Here is a 26115-nt window from a genome sequence, read left to right on the forward strand (position 1 = left end):
CCGGTTGCCGCCAAGGTTGTCCGCACCGTTGTGTGCGGCGGCCCGGGGGCGGCGAGGAGCCGATGAGGAGGGACCTGTCCGACTCCGACGCGCCGGTCGTGGCGGAGAAGCCCGCCGCGAAGGACGTCGTCGCCCTGGAGCGGTAGGGCTCAGCCCGGGGAGGGGGTGCCCGGGCCGTACGAGGGGGTTCCGCCGCCGAAGTCGACCTCGGCCGCGGGCAGGACGCGCACCCGGCGTCCGGGGAAGCGGAGGTTCCGGTAGATCTCGTTGTGGTGCGCGACGGACGCCTCCGGTGCGGCGTACCGGCCGGAGGAGGCGGGCCGGACGGACGTGGTGTGCCCGTCCGCGACGAGCACCACGTCGTACCCCCGGCTCAGCGCCTGCCGGGCCGTGGATTCGACGCAGATCTCGGTGGCGAACCCGGTGACGACGACCTCGGTCACCCCTCGGGCGCGCAGGACGACGTCCAGCTCCGTGCCGAGGAAGCTGTCCGGGGCGGCCTTGGGTACGACGGTGTCCCCGGCCCCGGGGGCCAGTTCGGGCACGATCCGCCACCCGTCGGTCCCCGGCTCCAGCTCCTCGTCCTGCTGCTGCGCGAACACCACCGGGGCCCCGGTCGCCCTGGCCCGCGCCCGGAGACCGGCGACGGCCGCGACGGTGGCGGACGCGCGGTGCGCGAGCGCGACGAGGGTGATCTGCATGTCGATGACGAGGAGCGCGGCGGTGGGGGGCGCCCCGGTCGGGGAAGCCGCGGTCACACCACCGCCTCTCACCGTCACAGCCGGTGCCGTACCCATACGTTGGGCTCGACGTACACCGCGTACCCGTGGGCGAGCGCACAGTGCACCGGGACGAGCGCCCCCGGCACCTCCACCGGACCGTCCGTGTCGAACGGCAGCCCGGTCCATTCCCGCCACTGCGCGAGCGAACCGCTCACCGTCATCGACACGGTGGCGACCGAGTCCACCGTCCCGCCCGCCCGGACGTGGACCCGCAGCCAGGGGTCCTCGGGCAGCCCGTCATCGGCCCGGGTCAGCCGGGCGTACTCCTCCATCGGCAGACCGGACTTCAGGTGCTTCCCGCTCGGCCGCACCGGGGCGACGACCTCCCGGAAGCCATGCCTCCGCGCGTTGTCCCGCATCGCGGCGAGCATCCGGCCCGATATCCCCTTGCCCTGATGACCGGTGGCCACCGTGATCTCGATCGCGCCGACCGTGTCGGGCGTGCGGCCGCGCCGCAGGTCGGCGAAGGCCCACAGCAGCATCCGGTCCCAGCCGCCGACGGGCAGTTCGCCCCGCCCGGGGGCGTCCAGCACGAAGGGCACGCTGTAGGCGCGGGCGACCACCGCACCCTCGGGGTCGGTGGCGACCAGCACGTACTGAGGGAACTCGACGGCGATCCGCGCGAAGTTGGCCCAGCCGACGATGTCCTCCAGCACGAACTCCGGCCAGGTGTCCGGCATTCCGTCCAGGGCGCCGGCGAGCTCGGGGCGCTCGGCGAGGGTGGTGATGTTCAGCTCCATACCCGCGACCCTAAGCAGCCGGTACCGCTCCGACCAGCGAATATCGGCGCGGTTCGCCGCGCTTAGGAGGCGGCGGGCGGAACAGGGGCTCAGCACCTTCCTGACCGCCTGGGCCGACGCCGTATGCCGCTGCCTGGACCGGTACGCGTACCTCGACGACGACGGGTCCGGCACGAGGTCGCGGACCCGGCCCGCTTGCTGGTCAAGGAGCTGGACGGGGGTGGCTGGGGACCGACGTGGTCCGGCCGGAACCGTGAGGTGTGCATGCCGCGTCCCCACCCGTGACTTTCCACCCCGTGCGCCACCCGTCGTCACCCGTGCGTCACCCGTGCGTCACCCGTCGAGGAGCAGAACCATGACCCAGCCCGGCAGTACACCGAACCGCCCCCGGAGAGGCGCCGGATGCCTGCAGAGCCTGCTGGTGCTCGCGGTGATCCTCGGTCTGGGCTACGGAGCGTCCAAGATCTTCGGTGACGAGTCGTCGCAGTCGAAGAAGTCCTCTTCGTCCTCCGCGTCCGCCTCGGACGGCAAGGGCGGATCGTGGGAGATCGGTGACTGCGGAGGCCCGGACCCGGAGAACAAGCCGGACGGCTACCGCGCCTTCGACTGCGACGAGCAGGGCGCGACCTTCAAGGCCCTGAAGATCGAGGACGCGAGCTTCCTGCCCAACGCGATCCAGTGCCCCGCCGGAACGGACCTGATCATCCAGGTCTCCCGGGTCTTCGGCTCCGGCGACGACAAGAAGGGCGGCGGCATCCCGACCAACACCGTCTGCGGCCGCAACCTGACGGGCGACCACCCCGGCGACGCGGGCGCCGGCGGCGGCCAGCTCGTCGAGGGCGACTGCGTCTCGGCGACGGCCAAGGAGATCGCCTGCGCCTCGGCCGGGGCGGCCGACTTCAAGGTCCTCGGCCTCGTCAAGGAGAAGACGGAGTGCCCGGCGGCGACCACGGAGCCGATGCAGCTGATGATGGCGATGGGCCGCCCGTACGACGTCATCTGCGGCGGCAAGGCCTGAACCCCCGGCCCCTCCCCGTGCGGCGGTGGCGACCGCTCAGCCGCCGCACTGGGCGAGCATGGCCCGCTTGTCGGCCGTCGTGACCGGCAGTCCGTACTTCAGCGAGACCTGGGCGAACCGCACCGCGTACGAGCAGCGGATCGGCTTGTACGGCGGAAGCCAGGAGGCGGGGCCGGAGTCGCGCTTGGCGTTGTTGGCCGGGCCGTCCACCGGAAGGAGGTTGAGCGGGTCGTTGGCGATCTGTTCGCGCTTCGACTCGTTCCAGCGGGCGGCGCCCATCTGCCAGTTGTAGGACAGCGGCATCACATGGTCGATCTGCACCTCGGTCGCCTGCTGCTTGCGCCAGTCGATGGTCTCGCCGGTGTAGGGGTCGTGGAGCGTCATCGCCATGACGATGCAGTCGGAACCCGCCTTGTGCTCGATGTCCTTGCCGTCACGGGCGAGCAGGTCGTTGCGGGTGTCACAGCCGTTGCGGGCGAGCGGGATGCCGTCGACGCCGTCCTTCCAGGCGTAGCCGAACTTGTCCCGCTCGTAGCCGGTTTTCGGGCCGCGCCCCTTGGTGGCCACCTTCTCGATGAGCTGCCGGGCGGCGGCCCGGTCCGCGTCACTGGTGAGGGGCGCCAGGCCCGGCTTCGTACCGTCCGGGTTGTCCAGCGGGCCGGCGCCGAAGCCCTCGGCGGACTGCGCGCCGCCGTTGGTACCGCCGCTCGTGCTGCCACCGTCGGCGGAGAGGTCGTCGGGGTCACAGCCCGCCAGGGCGAGCACGACGAGGGTGCCGACGGCGGGCAGGGCCGCCGCTCGGTGCGTACGGCGGCGGTGCGTACGGGGAGCTATCACGTGAAGCCGTCCTGACGGGGAGAAAACCGAACGCGGAGAATCCTACGAGCGTCTTCCCCGCCGACGCGGCTTCCATGACTGCGCTTCAGCACACAGCCCGCCTCGACGCGGCTCACACCTTCCCGGTGCCGAGGGTGTTCTCGGACGCCAGCAGCCCCGAACCGATGACCTCCAGCCACGGCTCCCGGTCGCTCGCCGCGTTGTTCTTCGCGCCGGAGGACGGTCGCGCCCACTGACGGGCCCCCTCGGGCCCGGCCTCATATGCGTTTCCTGAGCGATGGACGAGGTCCCGCGGCCTAGTCGTCCGCGAACCAGGAACGGCCTTGGGCCCAGTGGGCCACCCACCCCGCGAAACCGGGCGTGCCCGGCATCAGGGGAGTGCCCGGCCGGGTGCCGAACGGTATCGCGCCGTACTCGTCGATCAGCCAGACATGACCGCGTTGCGGGCCCGTGGTGATCAGGTGCCAGTACATGCCGCAGCCGTCCGTGCCCAGCAGCAGGGAGCCGTGGTCGTACACGTCGTCCACCCGGGCCTCGAACTCCTGGTCCGGCAACAGCTCCTCGTCCCCGTCGTCCTCCACCTCCCACAGCCATGCCTCCGTGAGCGGAAAAGGACGGGCGAGCAGGCGCTCGGAACGGCCCTCGCCCCAGTCCGAGGGCGTCTGCGCGAGGGGCAGCAGACCGTAGTGGGGCGGTCCCGCGCGCAGTCCGTCGCAGATCTCCGCCACGAACGTGCGGTACGGCTCCGGGAGCTCGATGCCGTGCTCCGCCTCGAAGGACCGCACCGCCTCCCAACCGGCCGGCGGCACCGCGCCGGGATGGGCCGCGACGGTCTCGCGGAGGGTGGCGGCCTCCGACGGGGCGCAGGTTTCCGTGTTCATGCCGGTCATCATGCAGGAGCCGGGAGAGACGCCATGCGGCGCCTGCGCACCGGGACGCCTCGGCCCCGCCGGGTGAGCAACCCCGGCGGGGCCCGGTCGTTCGCGGAACTCCGGGGAGCTACGACCCCAGGATCGTCGTCAGGAACTCGCCCGTCCACGCCAGCAGTTCGCGGCCGATGACCGGCTTGCCGCCGATCCTGCCCGTCGTCGGGCGCGGGACCAGGATCTGGTGGGCGGCCGGCTTGATGACCGTCTTGGGGTGCAGGCGCTTCAGGCGCAGTTCCTGGGACTCGCGCAGCTCCACCGGGGCGAAGCGGATGTTGGGGCCCTGGAGGACGATCTCACCGACTCCGCAGGCGCGGGCCAGCATGCGCAGGCCCGCCACCAGCAGGAGGTTCTCGACCGGTTCGGGCAACGGGCCGTAGCGGTCGGTGAGTTCTTCGCGGACCGCTCGGATGTCGTCCTCCGAGTTGGCCTGGGCGATCGCGCGGTACGCCTGGAGGCGCAGGCGCTCGCCGGGGGCGTAGTCGTGCGGGACGTGCGCGTCGACCGGGAGCTCGATCTTGACCTCCAGCGGGGGCTCCTCCTCGACGCCGCCCTCCATCTGGGCCCGGTAGTCGGCGACGGCCTCGCCGACCATGCGGACGTACAGGTCGAAGCCGACGCCCGCGATGTGGCCGGACTGCTCGCCGCCGAGGAGGTTGCCCGCACCGCGGATCTCCAGGTCCTTCATCGCCACGTACATGCCCGCGCCCATCTCCGTGTGCTGGGCGATCGTCGCCAGGCGCTCGTGGGCCGTCTCGGTCAAGGGCTTCTCGGGGGGGTACAGGAAGTAGGCGTAGCCCCGGTCGCGGCCTCGGCCCACCCGGCCGCGCAGCTGGTGGAGCTGGGAGAGGCCGAAGTTGTCGCCGCGCTCCACGATCAGGGTGTTGGCGTTGGAGATGTCGATGCCGGACTCGACGATCGTCGTGGAGACCAGGACGTCGAACTTCTTCTCCCAGAAGTCCACCACCACCTGTTCCAGGGCCTGTTCGGACATCTGGCCGTGTGCCGTGGCGATGCGCGCCTCGGGGACGATCTCGCGGAGACGGGCGGCCGCCCGGTCGATCGACTCGACCCGGTTGTGGATGTAGAAGACCTGGCCCTCGCGCAGCAGTTCACGCCGGATCGCCGCGCCGATCTGCTTCTCCTCGTACGGGCCGACGAAGGTGAGGACCGGGTGGCGCTCCTCCGGCGGAGTGGTGATCGTGGACATCTCGCGGATGCCGGTGACCGCCATTTCCAGCGTACGGGGGATGGGGGTCGCGGACATCGTGAGCACGTCGACGTTGGCGCGGAGCTTCTTCAGCTGCTCCTTGTGCTCGACACCGAACCGCTGCTCCTCGTCCACGATGACCAGGCCGAGGTCCTTGAACTTCGTCTCGGCGGAGAACAGGCGGTGCGTGCCGATGACCAGGTCGACCGAGCCGTCCTTGAGGCCTTCGAGGGTTGCCTTCGACTCTGAATCCGACTGGAAGCGGCTCAACGCCCTTACGTTGACGGGGAATTGGGCGTACCGCTCGGTGAACGTGCCGTAGTGCTGCTGTACGAGGAGCGTCGTGGGGACCAGGACCGCCACCTGCTTGCCGTCCTGCACCGCCTTGAACGCCGCCCGGACCGCGATCTCCGTCTTGCCGTAGCCGACGTCGCCGCAGATCAGCCGGTCCATCGGGACCGTCTTCTCCATGTCCTCCTTGACCTCGGCGATCGTGGACAGCTGGTCGGGCGTCTCCGCGTACGGGAAGGCGTCCTCCAGCTCCCGCTGCCAGGGGGTGTCCGCCCCGAAGGCGTGGCCGGGGGCCGCCATGCGCGCGCTGTACAGCCTGATCAGGTCGGCGGCGATCTCCTTGACCGCCTTCTTCGCCCGCTGCTTCGTCTTCGTCCAGTCAGCGCCGCCGAGCCGGTGCAGCGTCGGGGCCTCGCCGCCGACGTACTTGGTGACCTGCTCCAGCTGGTCGGTCGGGATGTACAGGCGGTCGCCGGGCTGGCCCCGCTTGGCGGGGGCGTACTCGACGAGCAGATACTCGCGGGTCGCGCCCTGGACCGTGCGCTGCACCATCTCCACGTACCGGCCGACGCCGTGTTGCTCGTGGACGATGTAGTCGCCGACCTCCAGCGTCAGCGGGTCGATCGTCTTCCGGCGGCGGGCCGGCATCCGGCCCAGGTCCTTGGTGGCCGTGCGCTGGCCGGTCAGGTCGGTCTCGGTGAGCACCGCCAGCTTCAGCGCCGGGTCGACGAAGCCCTGCTCGACCGCCCCGCAGGAGACGTGGACGAGGGAGGGAGCGATCTCGGTGAGGTCCGCGTCGAGGCGGGCCGCGATGCCCTCGCCGCTCAGCACCTCGACCGTACGGGAGGCGAGCCCCTGGCCCTCCGTGACGTACACCGTGCGCCAGCCGTCGGCCAGCCAGCCCTTGGTGTCGGCGAGCGCCCGGGCGGTGTCGCCCCGGTACGCCTCGGGGGCGTGCATGGAGAGCTGGAGGGTGTCGTCGTCGTGGTCGGCGGCGTCGGCCGCGAACGGGGAGACCGTCCACCACATCATGCCCAGCTCGCGGGCCCGGTCCCGGACGTCCGCGATGCCCCACAGCGAGGCCGCGCCCACGTCGATCGGGGCCTCGCCGCCGCCCGCGCTCGCCGCCCACGACGCCTGGAGGAACTCCTGGCTGGTGGCGACCAGATCGGCCGCCCGCGTCCGCACCCGCTCCGGATCGCAGACGATCGCCATCGCGTCCTTCGGCAGGACGTCGAGCAGCAGCTCCATGTCGTCGACGAGGACCGGGGCCAGGGACTCCATGCCCTCGACCGCGATGCCCTCCGCGATCTTGCCGAGCAGCTCGCCCAGCTCCGGATGGGCCTCGGCGAGCACGGCGGCCCGCTCGCGGACCTGGTCGGTCAGCAGCAGCTCGCGGCAGGGCGGGGCCCACAGCCCGTGCGCGGCGACCTCCAGCGACCGCTGGTCGGCGATCTTGAAGTAGCGGATCTCCTCGACCTCGTCACCCCAGAACTCCACCCGGAGGGGGTGCTCCTCGGTCGGCGGGAAGACGTCCAGGATCCCGCCGCGTACGGCGAACTCGCCGCGCTTCTCGACCAGCTCCACCCGGGAGTACGCGGCGGCCGCCAGCGCGTCCACCACCTCCCCCAGGTCCGCGCTCTGCCCGCCCGCCAAACTCACCGGCTCCAGATCGCCCAGCCCCTTGACCTGCGGCTGGAGCACGGAGCGGATCGGGGCGACGACGACGGATACCGGGCCGGTCTCCGGGTCGTCCTCGCGGGGGTGCGCCAGGCGGCGCAGCACGGCGAGGCGGCGGCCCACGGTGTCCGAGCGGGGCGAGAGCCGCTCGTGCGGCAGGGTCTCCCACGACGGGTACTCCGCGACCGTGTCCGGCGGCAGCAGCGTGCGCAGGGCCGCGGCCAGGTCCTCGGCCTCGCGGCCCGTGGCGGTGACGGCCAGCACGGTCCGGCCGGTCTGCCGGGCCAGCGCGGCCACGGCGAACGGGCGCGCGCCGGGCGGGCCCACCAGGTCGACATGGGCCCGGTGCCCGTCTCCGGCGGCCTTCACCGCCTCGGCGAGGGCCGGGTCCGTAACGACGACATCCAGCAGACCGTGCAGGCTCATGAAGTTTCCGTCCGGGATCAGATCAGCGGTGGCTCAGTGGTTGCCGGCAGCCGGCTGCTGCCCGGACAACGCGAAGGGCCCGACACGTGGAACGCGCCGGGGGTTCCAGGTTACGACCCGGGGGTGACAGCCGCGCCCGCAACGGGCCGACGGGCGGGCGGGCGGCCGCACCGCCCGTCGCGCCGGGACCGCCGCTCGTCGACGGTCGCGCACCGTTCATCTCCGTATCGCACACAGTTGTGCCGGGGATCCTCACAGAAGTGAGCCCAGCGTCTAGTCTTTGCCCGACCCTTGCACACCAAGGTGTTTCGAGAGCGTCACACAGGCAGTACCGAGCACGGGCGGAGCGAGCAGCGGCCCGGGGCGGCGGCGCGGGGCGATCCCCCCGGCGCGCGGCCCCACGGCATCAGGCATCGGGGGCGTACGTGGGCGAGAACGAGATGTCTGTCTTCGGGGTCCCGGAGGCCGAGGAAGAGATCTACCGGCACTTCCTGCGCAACCCCGGGACCCGCGCCGACGACCTCCATCTCTTACTCCACTCCCGGCCCGGTGAGACCCGGGGCCGGATCGCCCGGCTCCAGGAGCTGGGGCTGCTGCACACCGAGGACGCGGAGCGGCGGATCTTCCCGGCGGACCCCGAGGTGGCGCTAGCCCGGCTGGTGGACGTACGGCTGGCCGCGCTCCATCAGGAGATGCAGCGCGTCACCCGGTCGCGGCACGTCATTGATGGTCTACGCGCGGAGCAGGGGGCTCATTCGCCCCATCCGCAGGGCATCGAGCAGTTGGAGGGGCTGGCCCAGATCCGCAACCGGATCGACGACCTCGCGTTCTTCGCCCGGGACGAGATCCTGTCCGTGGAGCCCTACTCCCGGCTGTCGGCGGAGAACATCGCCCGGTCCCGCCCGCTGGACCTGCGCTGCCTGCGGCGCGGGGTGCGGATCCGCAACGTCGTCTCCAGCACGGCGCTCCAGGACCCGCCGACCGCCGCCTATCTGCGCGAGCTGGCCGAGCACGGGGCGGCGATCAGGGTGACGCCGGACACCACGGAGCGGCTCCTCGTCTACGACCGCCGCGCTGCGCTCGTCCCGCTGGACCCGCGCGACACCGCGCGGGGCGCGCTCCTGGCCCATCGCAGCGGCCTGGTCTCCAACATCATCTCCCTGTTCGAACGGATCTGGGACCAGGCCGACGACCTGTCCCGGGCCGTCGGCGGCACGGAGAGCGGGGAGGGCACGGCCGCCCGCCGCCCCTCCGGCATCGAGCGCCGCGTGCTCGTGTCGATGTGCACCGTGGGCAAGGACGAGGCGGGCGCGCGGGAGCTGGGGGTGTCGGTGCGGACCTACCGGCGGCATGTCGCCGACCTGATGCAGACGCTCGGCGCGGCGAGCCGGGCGCAGGCCGCGCTGCTGGCCCGCGAACGCGGCTGGATCTGACCTCCGGCGCGGCTCCTGGCCCCCGTGGCCCCGTGGCCCGGTCGGGTTCTGCCGGCACGCCCTACGCCCGCGGCTCCTCCGCCCAGCCGCGCAGGGCCGCGTCCGCCAGGACGCGGGACACCGCCCGCCGCACCGCCGACGCGTCCGCCGCCCCGGCCAGCTCGAACCTCAGCACCACCCGGTCCTGCCCCACCTCGGGGTGGCAGGCCCAGTGCCCCGGGAGCAGTCCCAGCAGCCGTACGACGGTGGTCCACCCGGTGGGGGCCTTGCGGTCACGGCGTACGACGACGACGTCGGCCACGGCGGCGCGGGGGGTCCGGGCGGTCCGGCGAGCCGTCATGACGCCGTCCCCCGGTCCTCGGCGGGCCCCGGGTCCAGCACCTGCCGGGCCGCCGCCGCCAGGGCCGTGATGCCCACGGGCAGGGCCGCCCTGACGTCGGGGGCGAAGCCGGGCGCGTGGTTGGGCGGTACGGGGCCGCCTCCGGCGCGGGCCGCCCGCCAGGGGCCGGCTCCGGTGGTTCCGAGCATCCAGTACGCGGCCGGGACACCGCCCGCCGCGAAGCGCGGGAAGTCCTCGGTGGCCGCCGACCCGGCGAGGTCCAGCACTCGGCCGGGTCCGAGGAGCGCCTCGTGGGCCCGGCGTACCAGGGCCGTGAGCCCCGGGTCGGGGCGCAGGGCGGGCGAGCGGGCGGTGACGGTGAACCCGGGTACGCGGGGGGCCGCGAAGGCGGCGGCCTCGGCCCGGACGGCCCGTTCGGCGGCGGCCACCAGCCGGTCCAGCGCCGCTTCCGTGAACGCCCGTATGGTGAGCGAGAGTTCGGCGTGGTCGGGGGTGATGTTGCCACGCTCGCCCGCTCGCACCGAGCCCACGGTGAGCACGGCCTGCTCGGCGGGTACGGTCTCCTCGGCCACCACGGTGCGCAGGCGCAGCACGGTGGCGGCGGCCATCAGGACCGGGTCGAGGTTGAGGTGCGGGGTGGCCGCGTGGCCTCCCCGGCCGTGCAGGACCGCCTCGACGGCGATGCTCCCCGCCATCAGAGGCGGCCCGCCGGCCGGGGCATGGGCGAGGGTCCCGGCGGGGAGCGGGGCGGCGTGCTGCGCCAGGACCGCGTCGGGGACGCCGAACCGCTCGTACAGCCTGCCGTCCTCCAGCAGGGACCGGGCCCCGCTCAGCGTCTCCTCCTCGGGCTGGCCGACGACGAGGACCGTGCCCCGCCAGGCGTCCCGGGAGGCGGCGAGGAGGGCCACCGCACCGGTGACCGCCGCGATGTGCAGGTCGTGGCCGCAGGCGTGCATGACCCCGGGCACGGTGCTGGCGTACGGGAGTCCGGTGGCCTCGGTGACGGGCAGCGCGTCCAGCTCGGTGCGCAGCAGCACGGCGGGGCCGGGGCCGTTGCGCAGCACCCCGACGAGTCCCTGGCCGCCGCCCACGGAACGGGTGACCGTACAGCCGTGTTCCGCGAGCCGGGCGGCGAGGCGGCCGGCGGTGCGGTGCTCGTGGCCGGAGAGTTCGGGGTGGGCGTGCAGGTCGAGGTAGAGCTCGACGGCGGAGCGGAGCAGGGGGCGCGGCAGGGGCCCGGCCGCCGGGACCGCGCGCCCGGCGCCCGCCGTCGTCGCGCCTCCCGCGTGCCCGTCCCCGCGCCCGTCGTCGTCCGCGTTCTCCGTCGCTCTCGCCGCTGTGACCACCGCGCACCTCATCTCTGCTCAACGAGCCTGCTCCGTAGGGCTGTCACGTGCCGCGCCGCCGCCCTGCCACCGGATGTCAGCGATGTGACAGCGAAACCGCGGCCGATCTGACAGCGGCCGCCCCTGCAATGGGTCCAGCACCCGGGCACCGGGCCGGATCGGCCGGCCGGACCCCCACGAGACCAGGGAGACCGCCATGACCCCCAAGACCGAACTCGCCACCCTCGCCGACGAGATCATGGAGCTGGAGTCGGAGACCTTCGAGATCTCGGACTACTCCGACGCCTCCGAGGTCGTCCTCGCCGGTTCCACGTCGTGTTCCTCGACGTCGACCTGCTCCAGCACCACCAGCACCACCTCCTGCAGCGCCTGAGACCGCTGCTCGCCCCGTTCGTGCGCCTGCCCCCTCCGTCGGTCGGAGGGGGCTTTCGTCCGTGGTGCGCGGGGCGGTCACGGGAACGGGTGCGGGACGGCCTTGATCTCCGACTCCGGCAGGTCGTCGGCCCGCCGGCCCGCCGCCCGCGGCGCCGTCCGCAGCCGGGGCATGTGCAGAGCCCGCTGCCTGCTCCAGCCGAAGTCCAGCGGCAGCAGTCCGGGAACGACGGTGGAGACGGTGTGCAGGCCCATCCGGTGCTGCTCCGGCGTCGTCTGGTCGACGGCGATGACGTCGTATCCCGCCGCCGTCAACCCGTCCCGCAGCAGCCGCAGATCGTCCAGCAGATCGCCGGTGCGGGGGCGCAGCGGCTCCCAGTCGGCGAACACCTCCGCCGACGGGAGCACGGCGGCCGGCTCCAGGTACTCGGCGGCGTGTGGGGCCATCGACGGCAGACCGTAGAGCTGGGCGTGGTCCTTGAGGTGCCGGACCTTGGTGAAGTCCCGCTCCATCTCCTCCAGTTCGGCCCGGCGCTCGGCCACCTGGTAGGGCAGGTGCGGGATGTAGGTGAGCACTTCGGACAGGGCCGCCTCCACCGTGTCCGCCGGGTCGAAGCCGGCCGCCGCGCTGAAGGACAGCGTGCCGGGGCCGCCGTCCCGGCGTACCGCGAGGGCGGTGACGACGGGGACCGCCAGATCCATCCGGGTGTCGAAGGCGTGCACGTCGTATCCGTGCAGGGCCGCCCGGTCGAGCATCGAGCGGACGGCGGGGGCGGTCGCGCCGGTGAGGTCGATCTCGGTCAGGCGCGCCCGTCCGTACCAGGCGAGGAGGAAGGCGTCCCGCTCGACGAGTTCGAGGAGGCCGAAGAGGATCGCCTCCTCCAAACTGCCGCCGGTGGCACAGCCGTTGGAGCATTCGAAGACGAAGTTGTCCGCGTCGACGCCCGCGCTGTAGTGGGCGAGCCGGGCCGGGACGAGGATCGGGGCGTCGTCGCGCAGGGAGTGGCCCCAGACCCACGGGATCGGCCGGTCCGGGTCGAAGGGGCTGACCAGGGGGTCGGTGGCGTACGTCTTCGGGGTGTAGAAGCCGCAGTCGGCCGGGTTCAGGGCCTGGCCGGTGAGGTTGCGGTAGCTGTCGAGGACCGGGGTCGTGCCGCGACGGCGGTGGGTGCCCGCGTACCGCTCCAGGCCCTCCAGGTGGGCGAGGGTGCGGCTGGTGGCGTACCGGTTGGCCTGGCCGCTCCAGGTGACGTCGTTGAGACCGGCGTAGCCGCGGACGAAGTGGGTTCCGGCGACCGGGGCGGTCGTGGTGGACGTGGGGTTGATCCAGATGTCGGAGCCGAGCGCCCCGCAGACGGGGTTGGCGAGGGCGGCGGTCGGCAGCGGGTAGGAGTCCAGGGTGCGCAGCCGGTAGGTGCCGGGGTCCGGTTTCCGGGTGGGGGCCAGGGTCATACGGGCGGCTTCCGCCGTGTCCGGGACCTCGTGGACGCAGGCGGGGCAGAGGGGTTCGGGCAGCAGCGGGAAGGTGGCCGTGGCGAGGGTGACCAGGTCGACCCGGGTGACCTGGGGAAGCGCCCGGTCGGCGGGGGTCGCGGCGGAGCCCTCGGGACCGGGCTCTCCCGGGGCGCCGCGAAGGCCCGCGAAGACCGCGCCGTACGTCGCCCACACGGCGTCCACCGCGTAGTCCGTGAGCACCGGCCAGTCCACGGCCCCCTGCGGCTCGTGCCCCAGTTCCAGGGCCTCCCGCTCCGACCGGCTGCGCAGCCGCTGCCAGCGCATCGCCAGGCACTGGCCGCAGACGGCGGCGTCGGGTCCGCCGCCCCAGGGGCCGATGAGGACGGCCCGCGAGGTCAGCTGGACGGTGGCGGCGGGCCGGGTGCCGGCGTACGGGTCCGGGTGGCCGAAGCCGAGGACGTCGGCGGCCCCGAGCGGCACCACGTACGGCGCGGGCGGGCCGCCCTCGCCGGACACGTCCGCGTGGCGTGCCGACAGCGCGGACTGGAGCCGGACGCGCGCCGCGTCCAGCGGGGTCGGGGCGGTGGCCGTCGTCATGACTTGTCGCTCCAGCGGAAGGTCTTCAGCGCCACCGCGCCGAGGACGAGGGCGAATCCGGCGAGGACGGCGCACGCGACGCCGATGCCGGCCAGGGAGCCGCCACCGGTCAGCGCGCCGGAGACCCCGTCGTTGAGGTAGCGCAGGGGCAGGATCCTGGAGAGGGTCTGCATCCAGCCGGGCATGGCGTCCAGCGGGAAGAACGAGCCGGACAGGAACGCCATGGGAATCATCAGGCAGTTGGCGACGGCGGCGACCGCTTCGGGGGTCTTCGTATAGCTGCCGACGATGACGCCGAGCGCGAGGAACGCGGTGATGCCGAGCACCAGCACGGGCAGGGCGAGCGGCCAGCGGCCGTCCAGCCGCAGCCCGAAGGAGGGCAGCAGGGCCACGGCGACGAAAAGGGCCGCCTGGACGGCCCCGATGCCCAGGGCCAGGACGTAACGGGAGGCGAGGACGGCGGAGACCGGCGTGGGCGTCATCCGGATCAGCCGGAGGATGTCGTCGCGCCGCCACTGCATGAGGACGAACCCGACGCCGAAGACGGCGGCGTTGGCGACGCCCCAGGACAGCACACCGGGCGCGATGTAGTTGATGTAGGGCTTGCCGCTCTCCTCGACCGTCTGGCCGTGGAAGATCAGCCCGAAGACGACCAGGAAGATCAGCGGGAAGGCGAAGGTGAAGAAGAGGGTGGTGCGGTCGCGGGCGTAGGCCCGGTACCCGGCCTGGCTCAGCGCGGTGTAGGCGCTCATGGGGTGTCTCCGTATCGCTGGATCGCTGCGCGTGTGTGGGGCGGGGGGCGGATCGGCCGGGGTCACGGCTGGGGGGCGCCGGTGCCGGTGAGCTCCAGGTACACGTCCTCCAGGCTCGCCGTCCTGGTCTGTACGCCCTGCAGCCCCGTGATCGCGTCGACGGCGGCCAGGACCCGGCCCGCGGCGAGGGTCTCCAGCACGAGCGAGCCGCCCTCCTCGGTCACCCGGTCCACGTCCGCGATGGCGCCGGCCTGTTCGGGCGTGAGGCGGCCGGCCGGGACCAGCAGCCGGGTGGTCGGGGTGGCGGCGGCGATCAGCCGGCCCGGGCTGTCCAGCGCGGCGACCCTGCCCGCGACCATGATGGCGACCCGGTCGCAGAGCGCCTCGGCCTCGTCCAGGTGGTGGGTGGTGTAGACGATGGTGCGGCCCTGGCCCTTGAGTTCGCGCAGGACCTGCCAGAGCGAGCGGCGGGCCTGGGGGTCGAGGGCGGCGGTCGGCTCGTCCAGGAAGATCAGTTCGGGGTCGTGGACCAGGGCGGAGGCGATGGCGAGCCGCTGCCGCTGGCCGCCGGAGAGGTCGTCGACCCGGGTGTCTCCCTGCTCGGTGAGGCCGACGGAGGCGAGCGTGCGCTCGGCGGACGACGCGTCGCACCGGTAGAGCGCGGCCACGGTGGCCAGGTGTTCGCGGGCGGTCAGCCGGACGAAGAACGCGGAGGCCTGGGTCTGCACGCCGAGCCGGGGCAGCAGCGCCGTGTTGCGCGGCCAGGGGCTCTCCCCCAGGACCGCCACCGTGCCGGAGTCGGCCCGCCGCTGGCCCTCCATGATCTCGACGAGGGTCGTCTTGCCCGCCCCGTTGGGCCCGAGCAGCCCGAAGAACTCCCCGCGTTCGACGGACAGCGAGACCCCGTCGACGGCCCGGGTGGCCCCGTACGTCTTGCGGACGTCGGTCAGGGCGACGGCGGGCCCGGCGGACGGAGGTTGCGGGGGGCGGGGGGCGGTGGACGTCATGGGACTCTCCTCGATGGGGAACAGCGGGCCCGGGGCGGGCACTTCAGGCGGTCAGCAGGTGGTGGACGCCCGCGACGGCCGCCGCGACGGCGGCGGCCAGGACGAGGACCGTGGCCGCCGCGTAGAGGGGGTAGGCGATACGGGCCCGGCGCGGGTAGGCGGCCGCCTCCGGGGAGCGGCGCAGGGCGAGCCGCAGGTAGCCGCCCGCGGCGGCGGCGAGGCCGGTGGCCCCGGCGAGCTGGCAGGCGATCTTGTAGCCGTCCAGCGGCGGCAGCGGCACGAGCATCGTGAACGCCTGGACGCTGCCGAGGAGCAGGAGGGCGGCGAACGCCTCGCGTGTCGCGTCGTCGAGCGGGGCGAACAGCCACAGCGCGCAGAACGGGAGCAGGAAGACCAGGTTCATCACCGCGCCGGCGGCGGCCGTGGCGATGCGGTGCCGTCGGGTGCCGAGGTAGAGGTAGTCGTCGACCGTGCAGTACATGATGACGGCGGGCAGCCGCCACCGCAGCCCGATCTCGGCGACCCGCCCGCCGTAGTGCCGGGCCACCACGCCGTGCGCCAGCTCATGGAGGGCGGTGCTCACCCAGAGCAGGATCGCCGTGCCGGTCAGCAGGACAGGGTTGGCCATCAGCCCCCGCACCGCCAGCAGCAGTTCACCGGACCGGGCGACGACCACCGCCTCCATGGCGAGGACCAGCGCGAGCAGCGGCACCAGGGCCGCGGGCGCGAGCAGGAAGCCGAAGGCCCGGTGGAGGCGGGCGGTGGCGGCGTCGGCGTCGGCCACCAGGGGGAGGGAGCCGCGCAGGAGGGTGCGCCTCTCCGGCGCGGAGGCGGGCCGGGCAGGGGCCCGGGAACCGGGGGCCCGGGGGGCGGTGTCCTGGGGGGCGGGCTTCGGCCGGGGGGCGCCGGCCAGCAGCCCCTTCGCGCCCAGCAGGGCCAGGAGCCGCTGCCAGTGGGCGTCCCCCAGGCGCCGCCCGTACTCCCCCGCGTACGCCTCGCCGATCTCCGCGAGGCTGTGCTCCCCGTCCATGCGGGCGATGAGGAAGTGCTCCTTGGCCCCGACCTTGAAGGAGTTCCCGGTCTCGGCGTCCTTGATCAGGTGGACGGTCGCGGCCCCGTCCAGCAGCGGATCGCTGAGCAGCACGCGGGGCCGCAGCGCGGGGCGGTGGGCGGCGAACGCCCCGGGGAGCGCGCTCACGCGGTCTCCTTGAGGACCCGGCCCAGGACGTGGCTGAGGTAGGCCTCGTCGCGGATGGTGACGTGCAGGCGGTTGTTCGTCATGTGCATGTACGGGGAGAGCAGCAGGGGCAGCGCCACCGCGGGGTCGGTGACCCGTTCGTCCCGCTCACCGTCCCAGGACCGGAACACCAGGTCGCCGTCGACGGCCAGCTTCCTGGCCCGGTCCCGCAGCTCGGCGCAGTGCTCGGCCCAGCCCGCCAGGGATCCGGGCAGCGAGCGGGCGCTCCCGGGCGCGGCCGTGGCGGCCCGGACCCGCGCGAACCTGTCCCGCAGCCCGTCCGCCGTCCGGGCGTAGTTGGTGTCGTACTCCTCGGTGCCGATGAAGCCGGTGCCGGGGAACGCCCGGTGCCAGAACGTGTAGTAGTCGTCCAGGTATCCGGCCAGCTCAGACCGGGCCGGCAGGAAGGTCGAGGACATGACCATCATCAACTGGGCAGCCGTGCCCAGCAGTACGGTGCGCAGATGGAGGTTCTTGGTGGCGAGGGCGTCGATCACCAGGTCGCTGGAGTGCCGGAAGTGCCACTCGGCCAGCTCGATCCCGGCGGGCCCGCCGTACTTCCCGAACTCCGGCTCGTACGGCTCCCGGTGGCGGGAGTTGTTGGGGCGCAGGTTCATCCGGCCCTGCTCGTCCGTGTAGTGGCCGCGCTCGCTGCCGGGGAACTCGATCTCGAAGAGGGTGTTGTAGAAGTCGTTGAGGAACCCGGAGTCGACCTCGTACAGCGCGGGCCGCTCGGCAAGGAACGCGTCCACGGCCCGCTCGGTGCGGCGGGCGACTTCCGGCTCGGCCGCGGCCGAGGACGGCCTCAGACGCAGCCGCACGTGGGGACCCTCCAGCCAGTAGTTGATGAAGAAGTACCCGGCGAGCAGGCCGTCCGCCTCCAGCTCCGCCACCAGCGGGCGGACGCAGCTCAGGAGGAAGGGGCGGGGGTTGGCGGCGTAGAACACGTGGGTGGCCTGCCAGGAGCCTGCGGTGGTCGCGGCCTGCGCCACGGGGGGCGGGGGTGTCATGAGGTGGTCCTCCTGGGGACGGGTACGGCCGTCTCCACGGCCAGTTCGGCGACATGGCGGCCGGGACCCGAGACGGTGGGCAGCGCGTCCTCGTCCGGCAGCATCTCCCGGAACACCACGCGCGCGTCGGGGGACTTGACCAGCGCCTCGAAGGCGGAGAGGGACAGCGGACTGTCGAAGTCGAGGTACTGCGGTTTGGCCCCGGTCGCGCCCCGGGCCCCGGTGTCCGACACGGTCGCGAAGACCCGGTCGGGCAGCCCGTGGGTACGCCGGAAGGCGTGCCAGTCCAGGAACCAGCCGTCCTCCGGTGTGCCCGGCCGGTGCAGCGGCAGGGCGGTGGCCGGGGCGCTCCAGCTGCGCCGGCCGAGGACGAGCGAGCCGTACCGTACCCGGGGCCGGCCGGTGACCCCGCCGCGCGGCTCGCCCTCGGGGACGCCCGCCCACACGTTGAGCGGGGCCATCGAGGTCGGGGAGAGGAGGAGCAGGGTGCGGGGCAGTTCGGGCAGGGCGAGGGGGACGAGGTAGCCGAGGTAGACGGGGATCACTTCGCGGTCCAGCCGGACCGAGCGCAGGGCGAGCCGGTCGGCCTCCGGGTCGTGGATGAGATAGAGGTCGTCCAGGGCGATCCTGAACTCCTCGTCCAGCGTGCCGCGTTCGCCGGGGCAGACGATCTCGTACGGGGTCAGCCTGCCGTGCAGGTTGAGGTTGCTGGTGACCGGGCCGCCGGTGACCTCGGCGAGGACCGCCCCTTCGGGCACGAGGGCGTCGGTGTGCGCGAGGAGCCGTTCGCCGAGGCCGTCGAAGAGCTGGGTGAACCGGCTGAAGGGGAACGACACACCGCCGTAGGACCGGTTGAGGACGACGAGCGGGTCGCCCGGGCGGTCGGCGATCTGGACGTGGTGGCTCATCGGGGCGAAGTCGGACGGGGGGAGGTCCAGTTCACCGGCGACCGCGTCCAGGAAAGCGTCATCGAGCCACACCTCGGCCGCGCCCGGCTCCGCCGCCTCCCACAGCGCGGCCATCCGCGCGGTGAAGGTGCGGCGCGCGGCGTCGAGGGCGCGCAGCCGGGGCAGGCCGAGCCAGTTGACCTCCGGGACGTAGGTGCCGTCGGCGTCGTACGGGGTGCGGGAGGCGGTGAACGTCATGTACTGGTCGAAGAAGTCCTCGTGGAAGTCGTGGACCAGTTTCAGCAGGTCGTCGCAGCGGCCCCCGCGTCCGTAGCGCGCCAGGAAGAAGCCCTGGAAGGTGATCCGCTGCGGGAGGGTGAGGTCGAAGGCGGGCAGCACCCGCTCCACGGCCGCCAGCGGCCCGGCGGCCAGCCCCTGCCAGGCGTCGGCGTCCAGGGTGACGCCCGGGCCGTCCGGCGTGGCCACCGGACCCTCGGGGGCGACGCCCGGACCCGCCGCCGCGTCCTCGTACAGCAGCGTCTGCGGGACCTTCGCGCGCGCGACCCCCAGCTCCTCCTCCTGCACCGCCCGCAGCCCGGCCCGCACCGCTTCCAGCAGGGCGCGCCGCTCGTCCGGGGGCGCGTCGGCGAAGCGGGCGGCGTGGGCGGCGGGTTCCTCCAGCCGGTCCGCGAGCCGGGCGGCCCAGGGGCGGTCCAGTCCGCGCAGCGCGTCCTGGAAGGCACGCAGCGGGTCGGTGTCGTGGACCTCGGTCCGCAGGCACGGCACCTGGACCATGCCGACGTCCAGGAGCGCCCCGAGGTACTGCTCACACTCCTCCCGCGCCGCTCCCCGGTCCTGCTCCAGCCAGGCCGCCAGCTCGCCGTAGCGGATCGTGCCGCGTTCCTCGAACAGGCCGAGCAGCCGTTCCAGGGTGCCGCTGCGGCGCAGGAAGAAGAGCCGGTCCTTCACGGCGTCGAAGGTGACGGCGGTGTCGTCGTCCCCCGCCGTGACCCAGCGCCGGACGTAGCGGACCCGGTCGTCGTCGCGGCCCCAGCCGGAGGCGAGGGCAAGCGGCAGATCAGCCCGGCGGACCGGGTCGGCGATCACCGCGTCGGCCAGCCGGCCGAGCGCCACGACGTTGAGCCGTACCTGCGTCCGCCATTCCTCCCCCACCCGCACGCGCAAGCCCTCCGCGCCGGCGAGGACGCCGGGGGCGACGCCGGTGAAGGTGGAGAAGGGGCTGGTCTTGCACGCGGTCCGGTACACGTAGGAGAGCAGCGAGCGTTCGATCTTGCGCTGCTTGCGATCCGGTCGCGCCCCGGGGCGGGACGCCTTCTCCCGGTAGGCGTCGAGCTGGGCGTCCAGGGTCGGGGAGGCGAGCAACAGCCCTTTGCGCAGGCGTCCATGGCCCGCGATGCGGGCCAGCTCGGTGCGGGTGCGGTCCGTCTCGTCCGCCAGCAGAGCGGCCCCCGCCTCCCGCTTGTCGGCGAGGGCGCGCCGGCCGGTCAGCCAGTCGGCGACGGCCCGGGCGGCGGCGGGGTCGAGGGCGCGGACCCGGGCCAGGGCGTCCTCGGCGGCGAGGGGGGCCGGCAGCCGGTTGTTGAAGACGTCACGGCGCAGCTTCAGCAGGGCACGGCGCAGCGGTTCGTCGTCGCTGCCGCCGATCAGCCCGTGCAGCTGGTCCGCGGCCTTCCCGGCGAGCAGCGCCAGCTGTTCGGTGGTGTCGAGGACGTCGTCGGCCCAGCGGCGGCTGCCGGGGCAGCGCAGGGCCCGGACCTCGTCGACCGGGAGCCCGGCGACACGCAGCATGAACGCGGGCGGGACGGCCGGGGAGTTCGCGGTGTCGGTCATCGTCGTGTCCCCGCTCAGGCGATCTCGTAGCGGAAGTCGGCGGGGGCGGGGCGCTCGTTGCCGATCATCATGATCAGCAGGGGCGCCTCGCCCGTCCCTTCGAGACCCAGCTCCTCGATGTAGGAGATGTTGTCGAAGCCGAGGGCCACCCCGCAGCCGAGCTCCACCGCCGCCGCGGCGGTGTAGACGGACTGGGCGACGGCCCCGATGGTGGCGTTGACCAGCCGGTATCCCCGGTCGCCGACGGCGTCGAGGACGGCGGTGGTGCGGACGGTCGGCACGAGAACGGCCCCGGCCTGCTCCAGGTTGTAGTTGGCGAGGAAGTAGTTCCGCTGAAGGAACTCCCCCGGCCGCCCCTCCTTCACCCGCCGCAGGTTCCGCCGCCCGGGGTCGTAGACGTACGACCCGGGCTCGACGCCCTCGACGTGGCTCACGAACGCGTACACCTGCGCCAGCCGGACGTCACCGGTGTCGCCGCCGAGCCGCGATCCGGCCGAGGCGGCGGCCAGGCAGGCGGCCAACTGGTCGGCGGTGACCGGCTTCTGGGCGTCGAACCGGCCGAAGCTGCTGCGGCGGGTGCGCAGTGCGGTGCGCACATCGGCGTCCAGGGGCCGGGCGGGCGGCAGCGCGACCTCCGCGAGCCCCGGGTCGACGGGGTGTGCGGCGGCGGGCCCGAGGGCGTCCGGCGCGGGGCGGGCGGTGGCGTCGGCGGAGGTGGCCGCCTGCATGCGGAGCAGTGCGTCGAAGGTGAGGACGGTACGGGAGCGCTCGACGTCCGCCCGCCGGACGGAGACATTCGCGGTGGAGCCCTGCCGGCCCGAACATCCCCGCGCACCTGTCCACTTGAGCGGTACGACAGCGAAGATTCCCTCCTGCGCCGGGTCCACGCCGAGCAGGGCGGCAAGACGTTCCTCGTCGAACCAGAGGGCCGGTTCGACGGCCAGCCCCCGGGCGGCCGCCCACATCCGCCAGGTCTGGACGCAGGCTCCGAGGTCCATGGAGACGGCGTGGAAGGAGAAGCTGTTGTACTTGAAGGAGTTCTGCCAGTACTTGACGCCGAGTACCAGGTACTGATCGGTCCCCGCCCCCGGCGCACCGTCGCCCAGCGCCTCGCGCACCTGCCCCGAGACATCGCCCGTGAGCAGCCGTTGCATGGTGTGGTGCCGGGTGGAGTAGTAGTGCACCCCCGGCGGTACGGGGGCGCTCGGCCCGGACACCCAGTGGATGCTGACCGGGTAGAGGCCGCCGCCGGAGGCGGAGCCTCGCGACCAGTTGGCCAGCGGGTAGAAGGGCAGCGCGTTCAGGTCCGTGTTGGCCTGGACGCCGAGGCGGCGGCCGGTCAGACCGTACGAGTCGCGGAGCATGCCGGAGAGCGATTCGAGGTCGAACTCCCCCTGCGCCGGAGCAGCTTCGGGGAACAGGCCCCGATCGAGCGTCGCCCCGCCCGGATAGGAGGCGCCGGGCAGCGGGAAGCCGTCCGCGCCCGGGTGGTACTTCGCCTTGCGCGGGCCGTCCTGCCAGTTCGGTACGTAGTCGGCGGGGTCCATCGGGACCCGGCCGCGGTGCATGATCGCGGCGGCGTATTCATGGGCGTATCCCATGGCGGGCTCCTTGGTCACGGCAGGAGGGGGAAGGGGAGAGACGGTCATGGGGCCGGTCAGGGGAACGGGTGCGGGGCCGGGTTGAGTTCGGCGTCGGTGAGGTCCGCCGCCCGCAGGCCCGCTTCGCGCAGGGCGGTGCGGAGCCGGGGCATGCCGAGGGCGCGCTGACGGGTCCAGCCGAAGTCGATCGGCAGCAGTCCGGGCACGATCACGCTCACCGTGGTCAGCCCGAGATCCCGCTGTTCCGGCATGGTCTGGTCGACGACGACCACGTCGAACCCGGCGGCGGCCACGGCGTCCACGCACCGGCGGAGGTCCTCGCGCAGATCGTCGGAGACCGGGAGCACCGGACGCGCACCGCTCCCGCTCCCGTACAGCTCGTCGAAGGAGCGGGCCGGCGGGCGTACGCTCCCCGGCGCGCCGAGCAGGAAGTCCGCGTGGTCGCCCATCTCCGGGATCCCGTACGCCAGCGGGTGGTCGTGCAGCGCCTCGACCCGGGCGAAGTCGGCGGCCATGGCGCGCAGCCGCTCCTCGTCCCGCTCGGTGCGGCCCTGGAGGTTGACGGCGTCGGTGGCGATCTCGCAGAGCGCCCCGGCGAGGGCCGCCTCCGGGTCGAGCCCGGCCCCCGCGCCGAAGCACATCCGGCCGGGCCCGCCGTCGGGCCGGACGGCGACACCGGTGACGACGGGGATCGGGAAGGTGATCCGGGTGTCGAAGAACCGCGCCTCGTAGCCGTACATCTCCAGCCGGTCCACCATGTGCCGGGTGGCGGGGCGCCGGCTGGTGCGCGGGTCGATCTCGGGCAGCGCGGCCCGCCCGTACCAGGAGAGCAGGAACGCGTCCCGCTCCACGACCTCCATCAGCCCGAAGTAGACGGCCTCCTCCAACGCGCCGCCGGACGCGCAGCCGTTGGAGCTCTCCTGCACGAACCGGTTCTCCAGACCCGGCGCGTGGTAGTACGTGAGCACCTCGGGGACCAGGACGGTGCGGGAGTCGCGCAGCGACCAGCCGCGCACCCAGGGGATCTTCCGGTCCGGGGTGAAGGGCTTCACCCGGGGGTTGGCCCGGTGGAAGGCGTCGGAGTAGAGGCCGCAGACGCGCGGGTCCAGGGCGGCCCGGCCCTCGGCGCGCAGGGTGTCCAGGGCGGCGTGCACCTGGGCGTGCCGGGCCCGGGGCCGCATCCCCGCGTACCGCTCCAGCCCCTCCAGCACGCCGATGCGCACACTGTCGGCGAAGGTGTCGGCGTGCCCGCCCCAGAACGTCTCGCGCAGATACGGTCCCGAGCGCAGGGAGAAGCAGCCGATGGTGGCGGAGGTGGACGTGGAGGAGACGTCGTGGACGACGGAGGGGCCGAGCGACCCGCAGACGGGGTTGGCGTACGGCTCGACGGGCAGTTCGTAGTCCCGGAGGTCCCGGACCCGGAAGCCGCCGGGCCGCAGCTTGGGCGCCGGCTTCAGGGTGATGGCGGCGGCCTCGTCGCTGTCGGGTTCGGGCTGCCCGCAGCCGGGGCACTCCGGGTCGGGGACGAGCGGGTAGTGGCGGACGGCCAGGGTCTGGAGGTCGACGAGGTGGACGGCGGGGAATGCCCCGGTGTCCGGTCCACCGCCCGCCAGTCTGGCGGCGATCACCCCGGCGACGGCCTCGGCCGCGAACGGGGTGGCGTACGGGGACGGGCCCGCCGCCCGGGTCCCGGAACCGAGCTCCAGCGCCTCGCGCAGGGCGACGGACCGCACGGCCTGCCACCGGCGTTCCAGACAGCGGGCGCAGGGGCGTCGGGCGGTGCCGGGCGGCGTCGGCAGGGGGCCGACGACGGCGTGCCTCCCGTAGTAGCGCACGGGCACGGCATCGGCCCGGGGCGGCTTCCCGTCCGCCGTGAACGCGTCGCGCACGCCCAGGGGCCGGACGTCCGGTGACTGCGTGGCCGCCGCCCTTCCGTGCCGGGCCAGTCCCTGCCGCAGCAGCTCCCCGAGCAGCCGGGTGGACTCCCCCAGCACGGGAGCGTCCGGAGCGTCGGGCACGTCCGGAGCGCTCCGCGACGTCTCAACGGCCATCGGTGCCGCCCTCGCCGTCCACCGTGAGGAGCACCCGGGCCGTGGCGATGGAGCCGGAGCGCAGGTCCGCCGGGGTCGTCGGCACGTACAGGACGTCGCGTCCGGCGGACCCCAGCGCCTCCAGCACCGCGTCGAACGAGGTCTCCCTCCCGTCCGCCACGACGGACCCGCCGCTCACCGCGATCGCCCCGGGGGCCAGGTCGGCCACCAGCGGATCGCCGGGGTCGACCGCCGCCTCCGGGTCCTCGGCGGCGAGCTGCACCTGTCCGAGCAGGTCCCGCAGGGCGGCAGCGGCCGCCGTACGCCGGGACAGCCCGGCCCCGACCGCCCAACGGGCACCGGCGGAAGGCCCGTTCGCTTCACGGGCCAGCACCACGTGGGCCGTGCTGCGGTCCGCCTCGCCCAGGTCGAGGAGGTCCACGGCGATGTCCAGGTTGGCGGCGGACTTCAGCAGGAACACCAGCTCCGGGTCGTCACCGCCGATCGCCGCCGGGCGCACCCGGGTGGTGCCACGGACCGCGCGGAGCAGGGCGTCGTGGGCGAGCGCGGACAGCAGCCCCCGGCCCGCCGCCTCCGCCGCGCTGCCGCCCGCCCCGGCTCCGGCGGTGGTCGCCAGGTGCACCCGGTCGTGGTTGTGCGGCCCGAACGGGCGCAGGGCGGCGGCCGGTACGCGTACCGGGTCCTTGCCGATCAGGGACGTCGCCACCGCCCAGGCGGCGGGCGCGGCCCCGGTGCCGCCGCCGGTCGTCAGGGCGTCGGGCCCCAGCGTCCGCAGCTCCTGCGTACCGCCGTCCGTCCGGGCACCGGCGTCGGCGGCCTGCACGCCCGTCAGCGGAACCAGATGCTCCACATAGGTCTCGGCCGCCGCGTACAGCGCCCGGGTCCGTGCCCCGGCCAGGTGGTGCACGTCGAACGCGGCGATCCGGCGGCGGGCCCCGCCCCCGAGCGCCACCTCGACCCGGCTGAGCTTCAACGGGGTCTGGGTCAGCTCCTCGTCGTCGTAACGGCGGAAGGTCCCGGTGTACGGGCGGACCAGCGCGGAGCTGATCCGGTTCAGCTCCTCGACCAGCTCCTCCGCGTCCCGGGCGGTCTCCACGGTCGCGGTGACGGGCAGGGCGAGCGCTCCGGGGAGCGGGGCCGGTTCCTCGGCGGGGAGCCCGGAGCAGCGGGCGCAACGGGGGTGGGGCCGGACCGGTTCGGCCATCACGTCCAGCGATTCCAGGTCCTGGACGAGGACCTGGCCGGCCGTCTCGGCGGGCAGCGCTCCGGTGGTCAGGCGGAAGACCTCGTAGCCGACGAGGTTGCCGACCATCGCGGCGACAGGACCGGACAGGGCGGCCCCGTCGGACGGTGCGGCCCCCGCCGCCTCGCTCCACAGCTCGGCCGCCGTGCCGGGGTCGACGTTGCCGCCCAGGCGCAGCAGGGCGCAGGACCAGCAGCCGGTGGAGCCGGCGGTGGTGAGCGGGCCGACGACCAGTCGGCGGCCGAACAGCCAGGCGGGGATGAGCGTCACGCCCTCGGGCACCCCGGCAGCCAGCAGCCGGTGCGTGCGCGCCCCGGCCCCGGCCCCGCTGACGACGACGATGTCGTAGCCGTCCAGGTCGGCCCAGCCCGCGTCCGTTCCCGCGGGGATCGGGTCGATGCGCGCACCGTTGGCGGCGGCCTCGGCCGCGACACCCTCCGCAGCCGCGGCACCGCCCGGGGCCTCGACGGTCCCCACGCTCGCACACCCGTTGCGCACCAGGCTCAGCGCGCACCAGCGGGCCGTCTCGTCGTCGCCGAGGACGGCGACGCGGGTGGAGCGGTAGCGGGCGAAGCGGGCGGGGGCGTCGTCGGTGTAGTGGTCGACATAGGCGATCTGCGCGGCGAACCGTTCGGCGGTCTCCCGGTCGACCGCGTCCCCTGCGGTGTCGGCCTCGGGGATGTCCCGGGCGAAGCCGCGCGCGTACAGCATATTGACCAGCTCGGCGGCCATCGCCCGCCGCGCGGACCCGAACCCGGCGCAGAGTTCGGCCATGCGGTGCTGCCCGGTGAGGTGCGGGACGACGAGGGAGGCGAAACGGTAGGCGGTGCGGCCGGTGAGGTGGAAGCCGCCGTCGGCGTTGTGGAACAGCACCCCGCCGGGGGTCTCGGTGAACAGCACGTCACGGCGGATACGCGGCCGGGTGCCGGCGAGCGCGTCGAACGCCGTCGTCGCGGTGGTCGATGCGGGCGTGGCGGGTGCGGCGGACGTGACGGGGGCGGCGGGGGCAGCGCTCTCGGCCAT

The 26115-nt window shown here is 73.8% G+C and carries 20 protein-coding genes; 4 read left to right on the forward strand and 16 right to left on the reverse strand.

The genetic code is table 11. The features are described from left to right. Positions 1 to 149: 149 nt before the first annotated feature. Together RNL97_RS12775 and RNL97_RS12780 are read right to left on the reverse strand one after the other, a co-directional pair. Complete coding sequence (locus RNL97_RS12775; RefSeq protein ID WP_374115123.1) at positions 150 to 797, reverse strand: cysteine hydrolase family protein; 648 nt, start codon at positions 795 to 797, stop codon at positions 150 to 152. Next, positions 776 to 1522, reverse strand: coding sequence for a GNAT family N-acetyltransferase (locus RNL97_RS12780; protein ID WP_243314185.1), 747 nt, complete (start codon positions 1520 to 1522; stop codon positions 776 to 778). Before RNL97_RS12780 ends, RNL97_RS12775 begins: the two co-directional genes overlap by 22 nt. 355 nt (positions 1523 to 1877) lie before the next feature. Between RNL97_RS12780 and RNL97_RS12785 the strand changes: the two genes are divergently transcribed. Further along, the gene (locus RNL97_RS12785) at positions 1878 to 2540 is read left to right on the forward strand and encodes a hypothetical protein (protein WP_243314186.1); all 663 of its coding nucleotides are present in this window, start codon (positions 1878 to 1880) and stop codon (positions 2538 to 2540) included. A 36-nt stretch (positions 2541 to 2576) separates the two neighbouring features. On the opposite strand, the gene RNL97_RS12790 is transcribed toward RNL97_RS12785, so the two are convergent. Next, positions 2577 to 3377, reverse strand: a complete 801-nt coding sequence (locus RNL97_RS12790) for an HNH endonuclease family protein (protein WP_243314187.1) — start codon at positions 3375 to 3377, stop codon at positions 2577 to 2579. A gap of 74 nt (positions 3378 to 3451) precedes the next feature. Here RNL97_RS12790 and RNL97_RS12795 point away from each other — a divergent pair, with 74 nt between their 5' ends. After that, positions 3452 to 3613 (forward strand): hypothetical protein, encoded by a 162-nt coding sequence (locus tag RNL97_RS12795; protein WP_243314188.1) that lies wholly within the window; start codon positions 3452 to 3454, stop codon positions 3611 to 3613. 60 nt (positions 3614 to 3673) lie between these two features. On the opposite strand, the gene RNL97_RS12800 is transcribed toward RNL97_RS12795, so the two are convergent. Both RNL97_RS12800 and mfd read right to left on the reverse strand, forming a co-directional pair. Beyond that, the gene (locus RNL97_RS12800; protein WP_243314189.1) at positions 3674 to 4270 is read right to left on the reverse strand and encodes an SMI1/KNR4 family protein; all 597 of its coding nucleotides are present in this window, start codon (positions 4268 to 4270) and stop codon (positions 3674 to 3676) included. A gap of 106 nt (positions 4271 to 4376) precedes the next feature. Next, a complete protein-coding gene (gene mfd, locus RNL97_RS12805; protein ID WP_243314190.1) occupies positions 4377 to 7910 on the reverse strand; it encodes a transcription-repair coupling factor in 3534 nt (1177 codons plus the stop codon). A 425-nt stretch (positions 7911 to 8335) separates the two neighbouring features. Between mfd and RNL97_RS12810 the strand changes: the two genes are divergently transcribed. Then, complete coding sequence (locus RNL97_RS12810) at positions 8336 to 9343, forward strand: helix-turn-helix transcriptional regulator (RefSeq protein ID WP_078652124.1); 1008 nt, start codon at positions 8336 to 8338, stop codon at positions 9341 to 9343. A 61-nt stretch (positions 9344 to 9404) separates the two neighbouring features. On the opposite strand, the gene RNL97_RS12815 is transcribed toward RNL97_RS12810, so the two are convergent. Continuing rightward, positions 9405 to 9683, reverse strand: coding sequence for a hypothetical protein (locus RNL97_RS12815; protein WP_030589146.1), 279 nt, complete (start codon positions 9681 to 9683; stop codon positions 9405 to 9407). Then, positions 9680 to 11041, reverse strand: coding sequence for an amidohydrolase (locus RNL97_RS12820; protein WP_243314191.1), 1362 nt, complete (start codon positions 11039 to 11041; stop codon positions 9680 to 9682). The genes RNL97_RS12815 and RNL97_RS12820 overlap by 4 nt, the downstream gene beginning before the upstream one ends. Before the next feature lie 184 nt (positions 11042 to 11225). On the opposite strand from RNL97_RS12820, the gene RNL97_RS12825 reads away from it, so the two are divergent. Then, a complete protein-coding gene (locus tag RNL97_RS12825; protein ID WP_030589141.1) occupies positions 11226 to 11402 on the forward strand; it encodes a thiazolylpeptide-type bacteriocin in 177 nt (58 codons plus the stop codon). 77 nt (positions 11403 to 11479) lie between these two features. Here RNL97_RS12825 and RNL97_RS12830 read toward each other — a convergent pair whose 3' ends face one another. From RNL97_RS12830 to RNL97_RS12870, 9 genes are all read right to left on the reverse strand, one after another. Continuing rightward, complete coding sequence (locus tag RNL97_RS12830; protein WP_030589138.1) at positions 11480 to 13453, reverse strand: TOMM precursor leader peptide-binding protein; 1974 nt, start codon at positions 13451 to 13453, stop codon at positions 11480 to 11482. After that, positions 13450 to 14205 (reverse strand): ABC transporter permease, encoded by a 756-nt coding sequence (locus tag RNL97_RS12835; protein WP_030589135.1) that lies wholly within the window; start codon positions 14203 to 14205, stop codon positions 13450 to 13452. Before RNL97_RS12835 ends, RNL97_RS12830 begins: the two co-directional genes overlap by 4 nt. Before the next feature lie 62 nt (positions 14206 to 14267). Beyond that, the gene (locus tag RNL97_RS12840) at positions 14268 to 15212 is read right to left on the reverse strand and encodes an ABC transporter ATP-binding protein (RefSeq protein WP_243314192.1); all 945 of its coding nucleotides are present in this window, start codon (positions 15210 to 15212) and stop codon (positions 14268 to 14270) included. Positions 15213 to 15255: 43 nt separating this feature from the next. Next, on the reverse strand, positions 15256 to 16410 hold the full coding sequence (locus RNL97_RS12845; protein ID WP_243314193.1) for a metalloprotease: 1155 nt from the start codon (positions 16408 to 16410) through the stop codon (positions 15256 to 15258). Then, on the reverse strand, positions 16407 to 17459 hold the full coding sequence (locus RNL97_RS12850) for a lantibiotic dehydratase C-terminal domain-containing protein (RefSeq protein ID WP_030589129.1): 1053 nt from the start codon (positions 17457 to 17459) through the stop codon (positions 16407 to 16409). The genes RNL97_RS12845 and RNL97_RS12850 overlap by 4 nt, the downstream gene beginning before the upstream one ends. Next, the gene (locus RNL97_RS12855) at positions 17456 to 20197 is read right to left on the reverse strand and encodes a lantibiotic dehydratase (protein WP_313750707.1); all 2742 of its coding nucleotides are present in this window, start codon (positions 20195 to 20197) and stop codon (positions 17456 to 17458) included. Before RNL97_RS12855 ends, RNL97_RS12850 begins: the two co-directional genes overlap by 4 nt. Positions 20198 to 20211: 14 nt before the next feature. Next, positions 20212 to 21798 carry a SagB family peptide dehydrogenase gene (locus tag RNL97_RS12860; protein WP_313750708.1) on the reverse strand — a complete coding sequence of 529 codons (1587 nt, stop codon included), beginning with the start codon at positions 21796 to 21798 and terminating at the stop codon, positions 20212 to 20214. A 56-nt stretch (positions 21799 to 21854) separates the two neighbouring features. Continuing rightward, positions 21855 to 23849 carry a TOMM precursor leader peptide-binding protein gene (locus tag RNL97_RS12865; protein ID WP_313750709.1) on the reverse strand — a complete coding sequence of 665 codons (1995 nt, stop codon included), beginning with the start codon at positions 23847 to 23849 and terminating at the stop codon, positions 21855 to 21857. After that, on the reverse strand, positions 23839 to 26115 hold the full coding sequence (locus tag RNL97_RS12870) for a TOMM precursor leader peptide-binding protein (RefSeq protein ID WP_030589120.1): 2277 nt from the start codon (positions 26113 to 26115) through the stop codon (positions 23839 to 23841). The genes RNL97_RS12865 and RNL97_RS12870 overlap by 11 nt, the downstream gene beginning before the upstream one ends.

This window comes from Streptomyces parvus, from assembly GCF_032121415.1.
GTDB classification, from domain to species: Bacteria; Actinomycetota; Actinomycetes; order Streptomycetales; family Streptomycetaceae; genus Streptomyces; species Streptomyces globisporus_A.

Excerpts from the sequence above, each read along its gene's own strand:
- RNL97_RS12775 (WP_374115123.1), bottom strand. The coding sequence starts at position 797 with ATGGGTACGGCACCGGCTGTGACGGTGAGAGGCGGTGGTGTGACCGCG.
- RNL97_RS12780 (WP_243314185.1), bottom strand. The coding sequence starts at position 1,522 with ATGGAGCTGAACATCACCACCCTCGCCGAGCGCCCCGAGCTCGCCGGC.
- RNL97_RS12785 (WP_243314186.1), top strand. The coding sequence starts at position 1,878 with ATGACCCAGCCCGGCAGTACACCGAACCGCCCCCGGAGAGGCGCCGGA.
- RNL97_RS12795 (WP_243314188.1), top strand. The coding sequence starts at position 3,452 with ATGACTGCGCTTCAGCACACAGCCCGCCTCGACGCGGCTCACACCTTC.
- RNL97_RS12800 (WP_243314189.1), bottom strand. The coding sequence starts at position 4,270 with ATGATGACCGGCATGAACACGGAAACCTGCGCCCCGTCGGAGGCCGCC.
- mfd (WP_243314190.1), bottom strand. The coding sequence starts at position 7,910 with ATGAGCCTGCACGGTCTGCTGGATGTCGTCGTTACGGACCCGGCCCTC.
- RNL97_RS12815 (WP_030589146.1), bottom strand. The coding sequence starts at position 9,683 with ATGACGGCTCGCCGGACCGCCCGGACCCCCCGCGCCGCCGTGGCCGAC.
- RNL97_RS12820 (WP_243314191.1), bottom strand. The coding sequence starts at position 11,041 with ATGAGGTGCGCGGTGGTCACAGCGGCGAGAGCGACGGAGAACGCGGAC.
- RNL97_RS12825 (WP_030589141.1), top strand. The coding sequence starts at position 11,226 with ATGACCCCCAAGACCGAACTCGCCACCCTCGCCGACGAGATCATGGAG.
- RNL97_RS12830 (WP_030589138.1), bottom strand. The coding sequence starts at position 13,453 with ATGACGACGGCCACCGCCCCGACCCCGCTGGACGCGGCGCGCGTCCGG.
- RNL97_RS12835 (WP_030589135.1), bottom strand. The coding sequence starts at position 14,205 with ATGAGCGCCTACACCGCGCTGAGCCAGGCCGGGTACCGGGCCTACGCC.
- RNL97_RS12840 (WP_243314192.1), bottom strand. The coding sequence starts at position 15,212 with ATGACGTCCACCGCCCCCCGCCCCCCGCAACCTCCGTCCGCCGGGCCC.
- RNL97_RS12850 (WP_030589129.1), bottom strand. The coding sequence starts at position 17,459 with ATGACACCCCCGCCCCCCGTGGCGCAGGCCGCGACCACCGCAGGCTCC.
- RNL97_RS12855 (WP_313750707.1), bottom strand. The coding sequence starts at position 20,197 with ATGACCGACACCGCGAACTCCCCGGCCGTCCCGCCCGCGTTCATGCTG.
- RNL97_RS12860 (WP_313750708.1), bottom strand. The coding sequence starts at position 21,798 with ATGGGATACGCCCATGAATACGCCGCCGCGATCATGCACCGCGGCCGG.
- RNL97_RS12865 (WP_313750709.1), bottom strand. The coding sequence starts at position 23,849 with ATGGCCGTTGAGACGTCGCGGAGCGCTCCGGACGTGCCCGACGCTCCG.
- RNL97_RS12870 (WP_030589120.1), bottom strand. The coding sequence starts at position 26,115 with ATGGCCGAGAGCGCTGCCCCCGCCGCCCCCGTCACGTCCGCCGCACCC.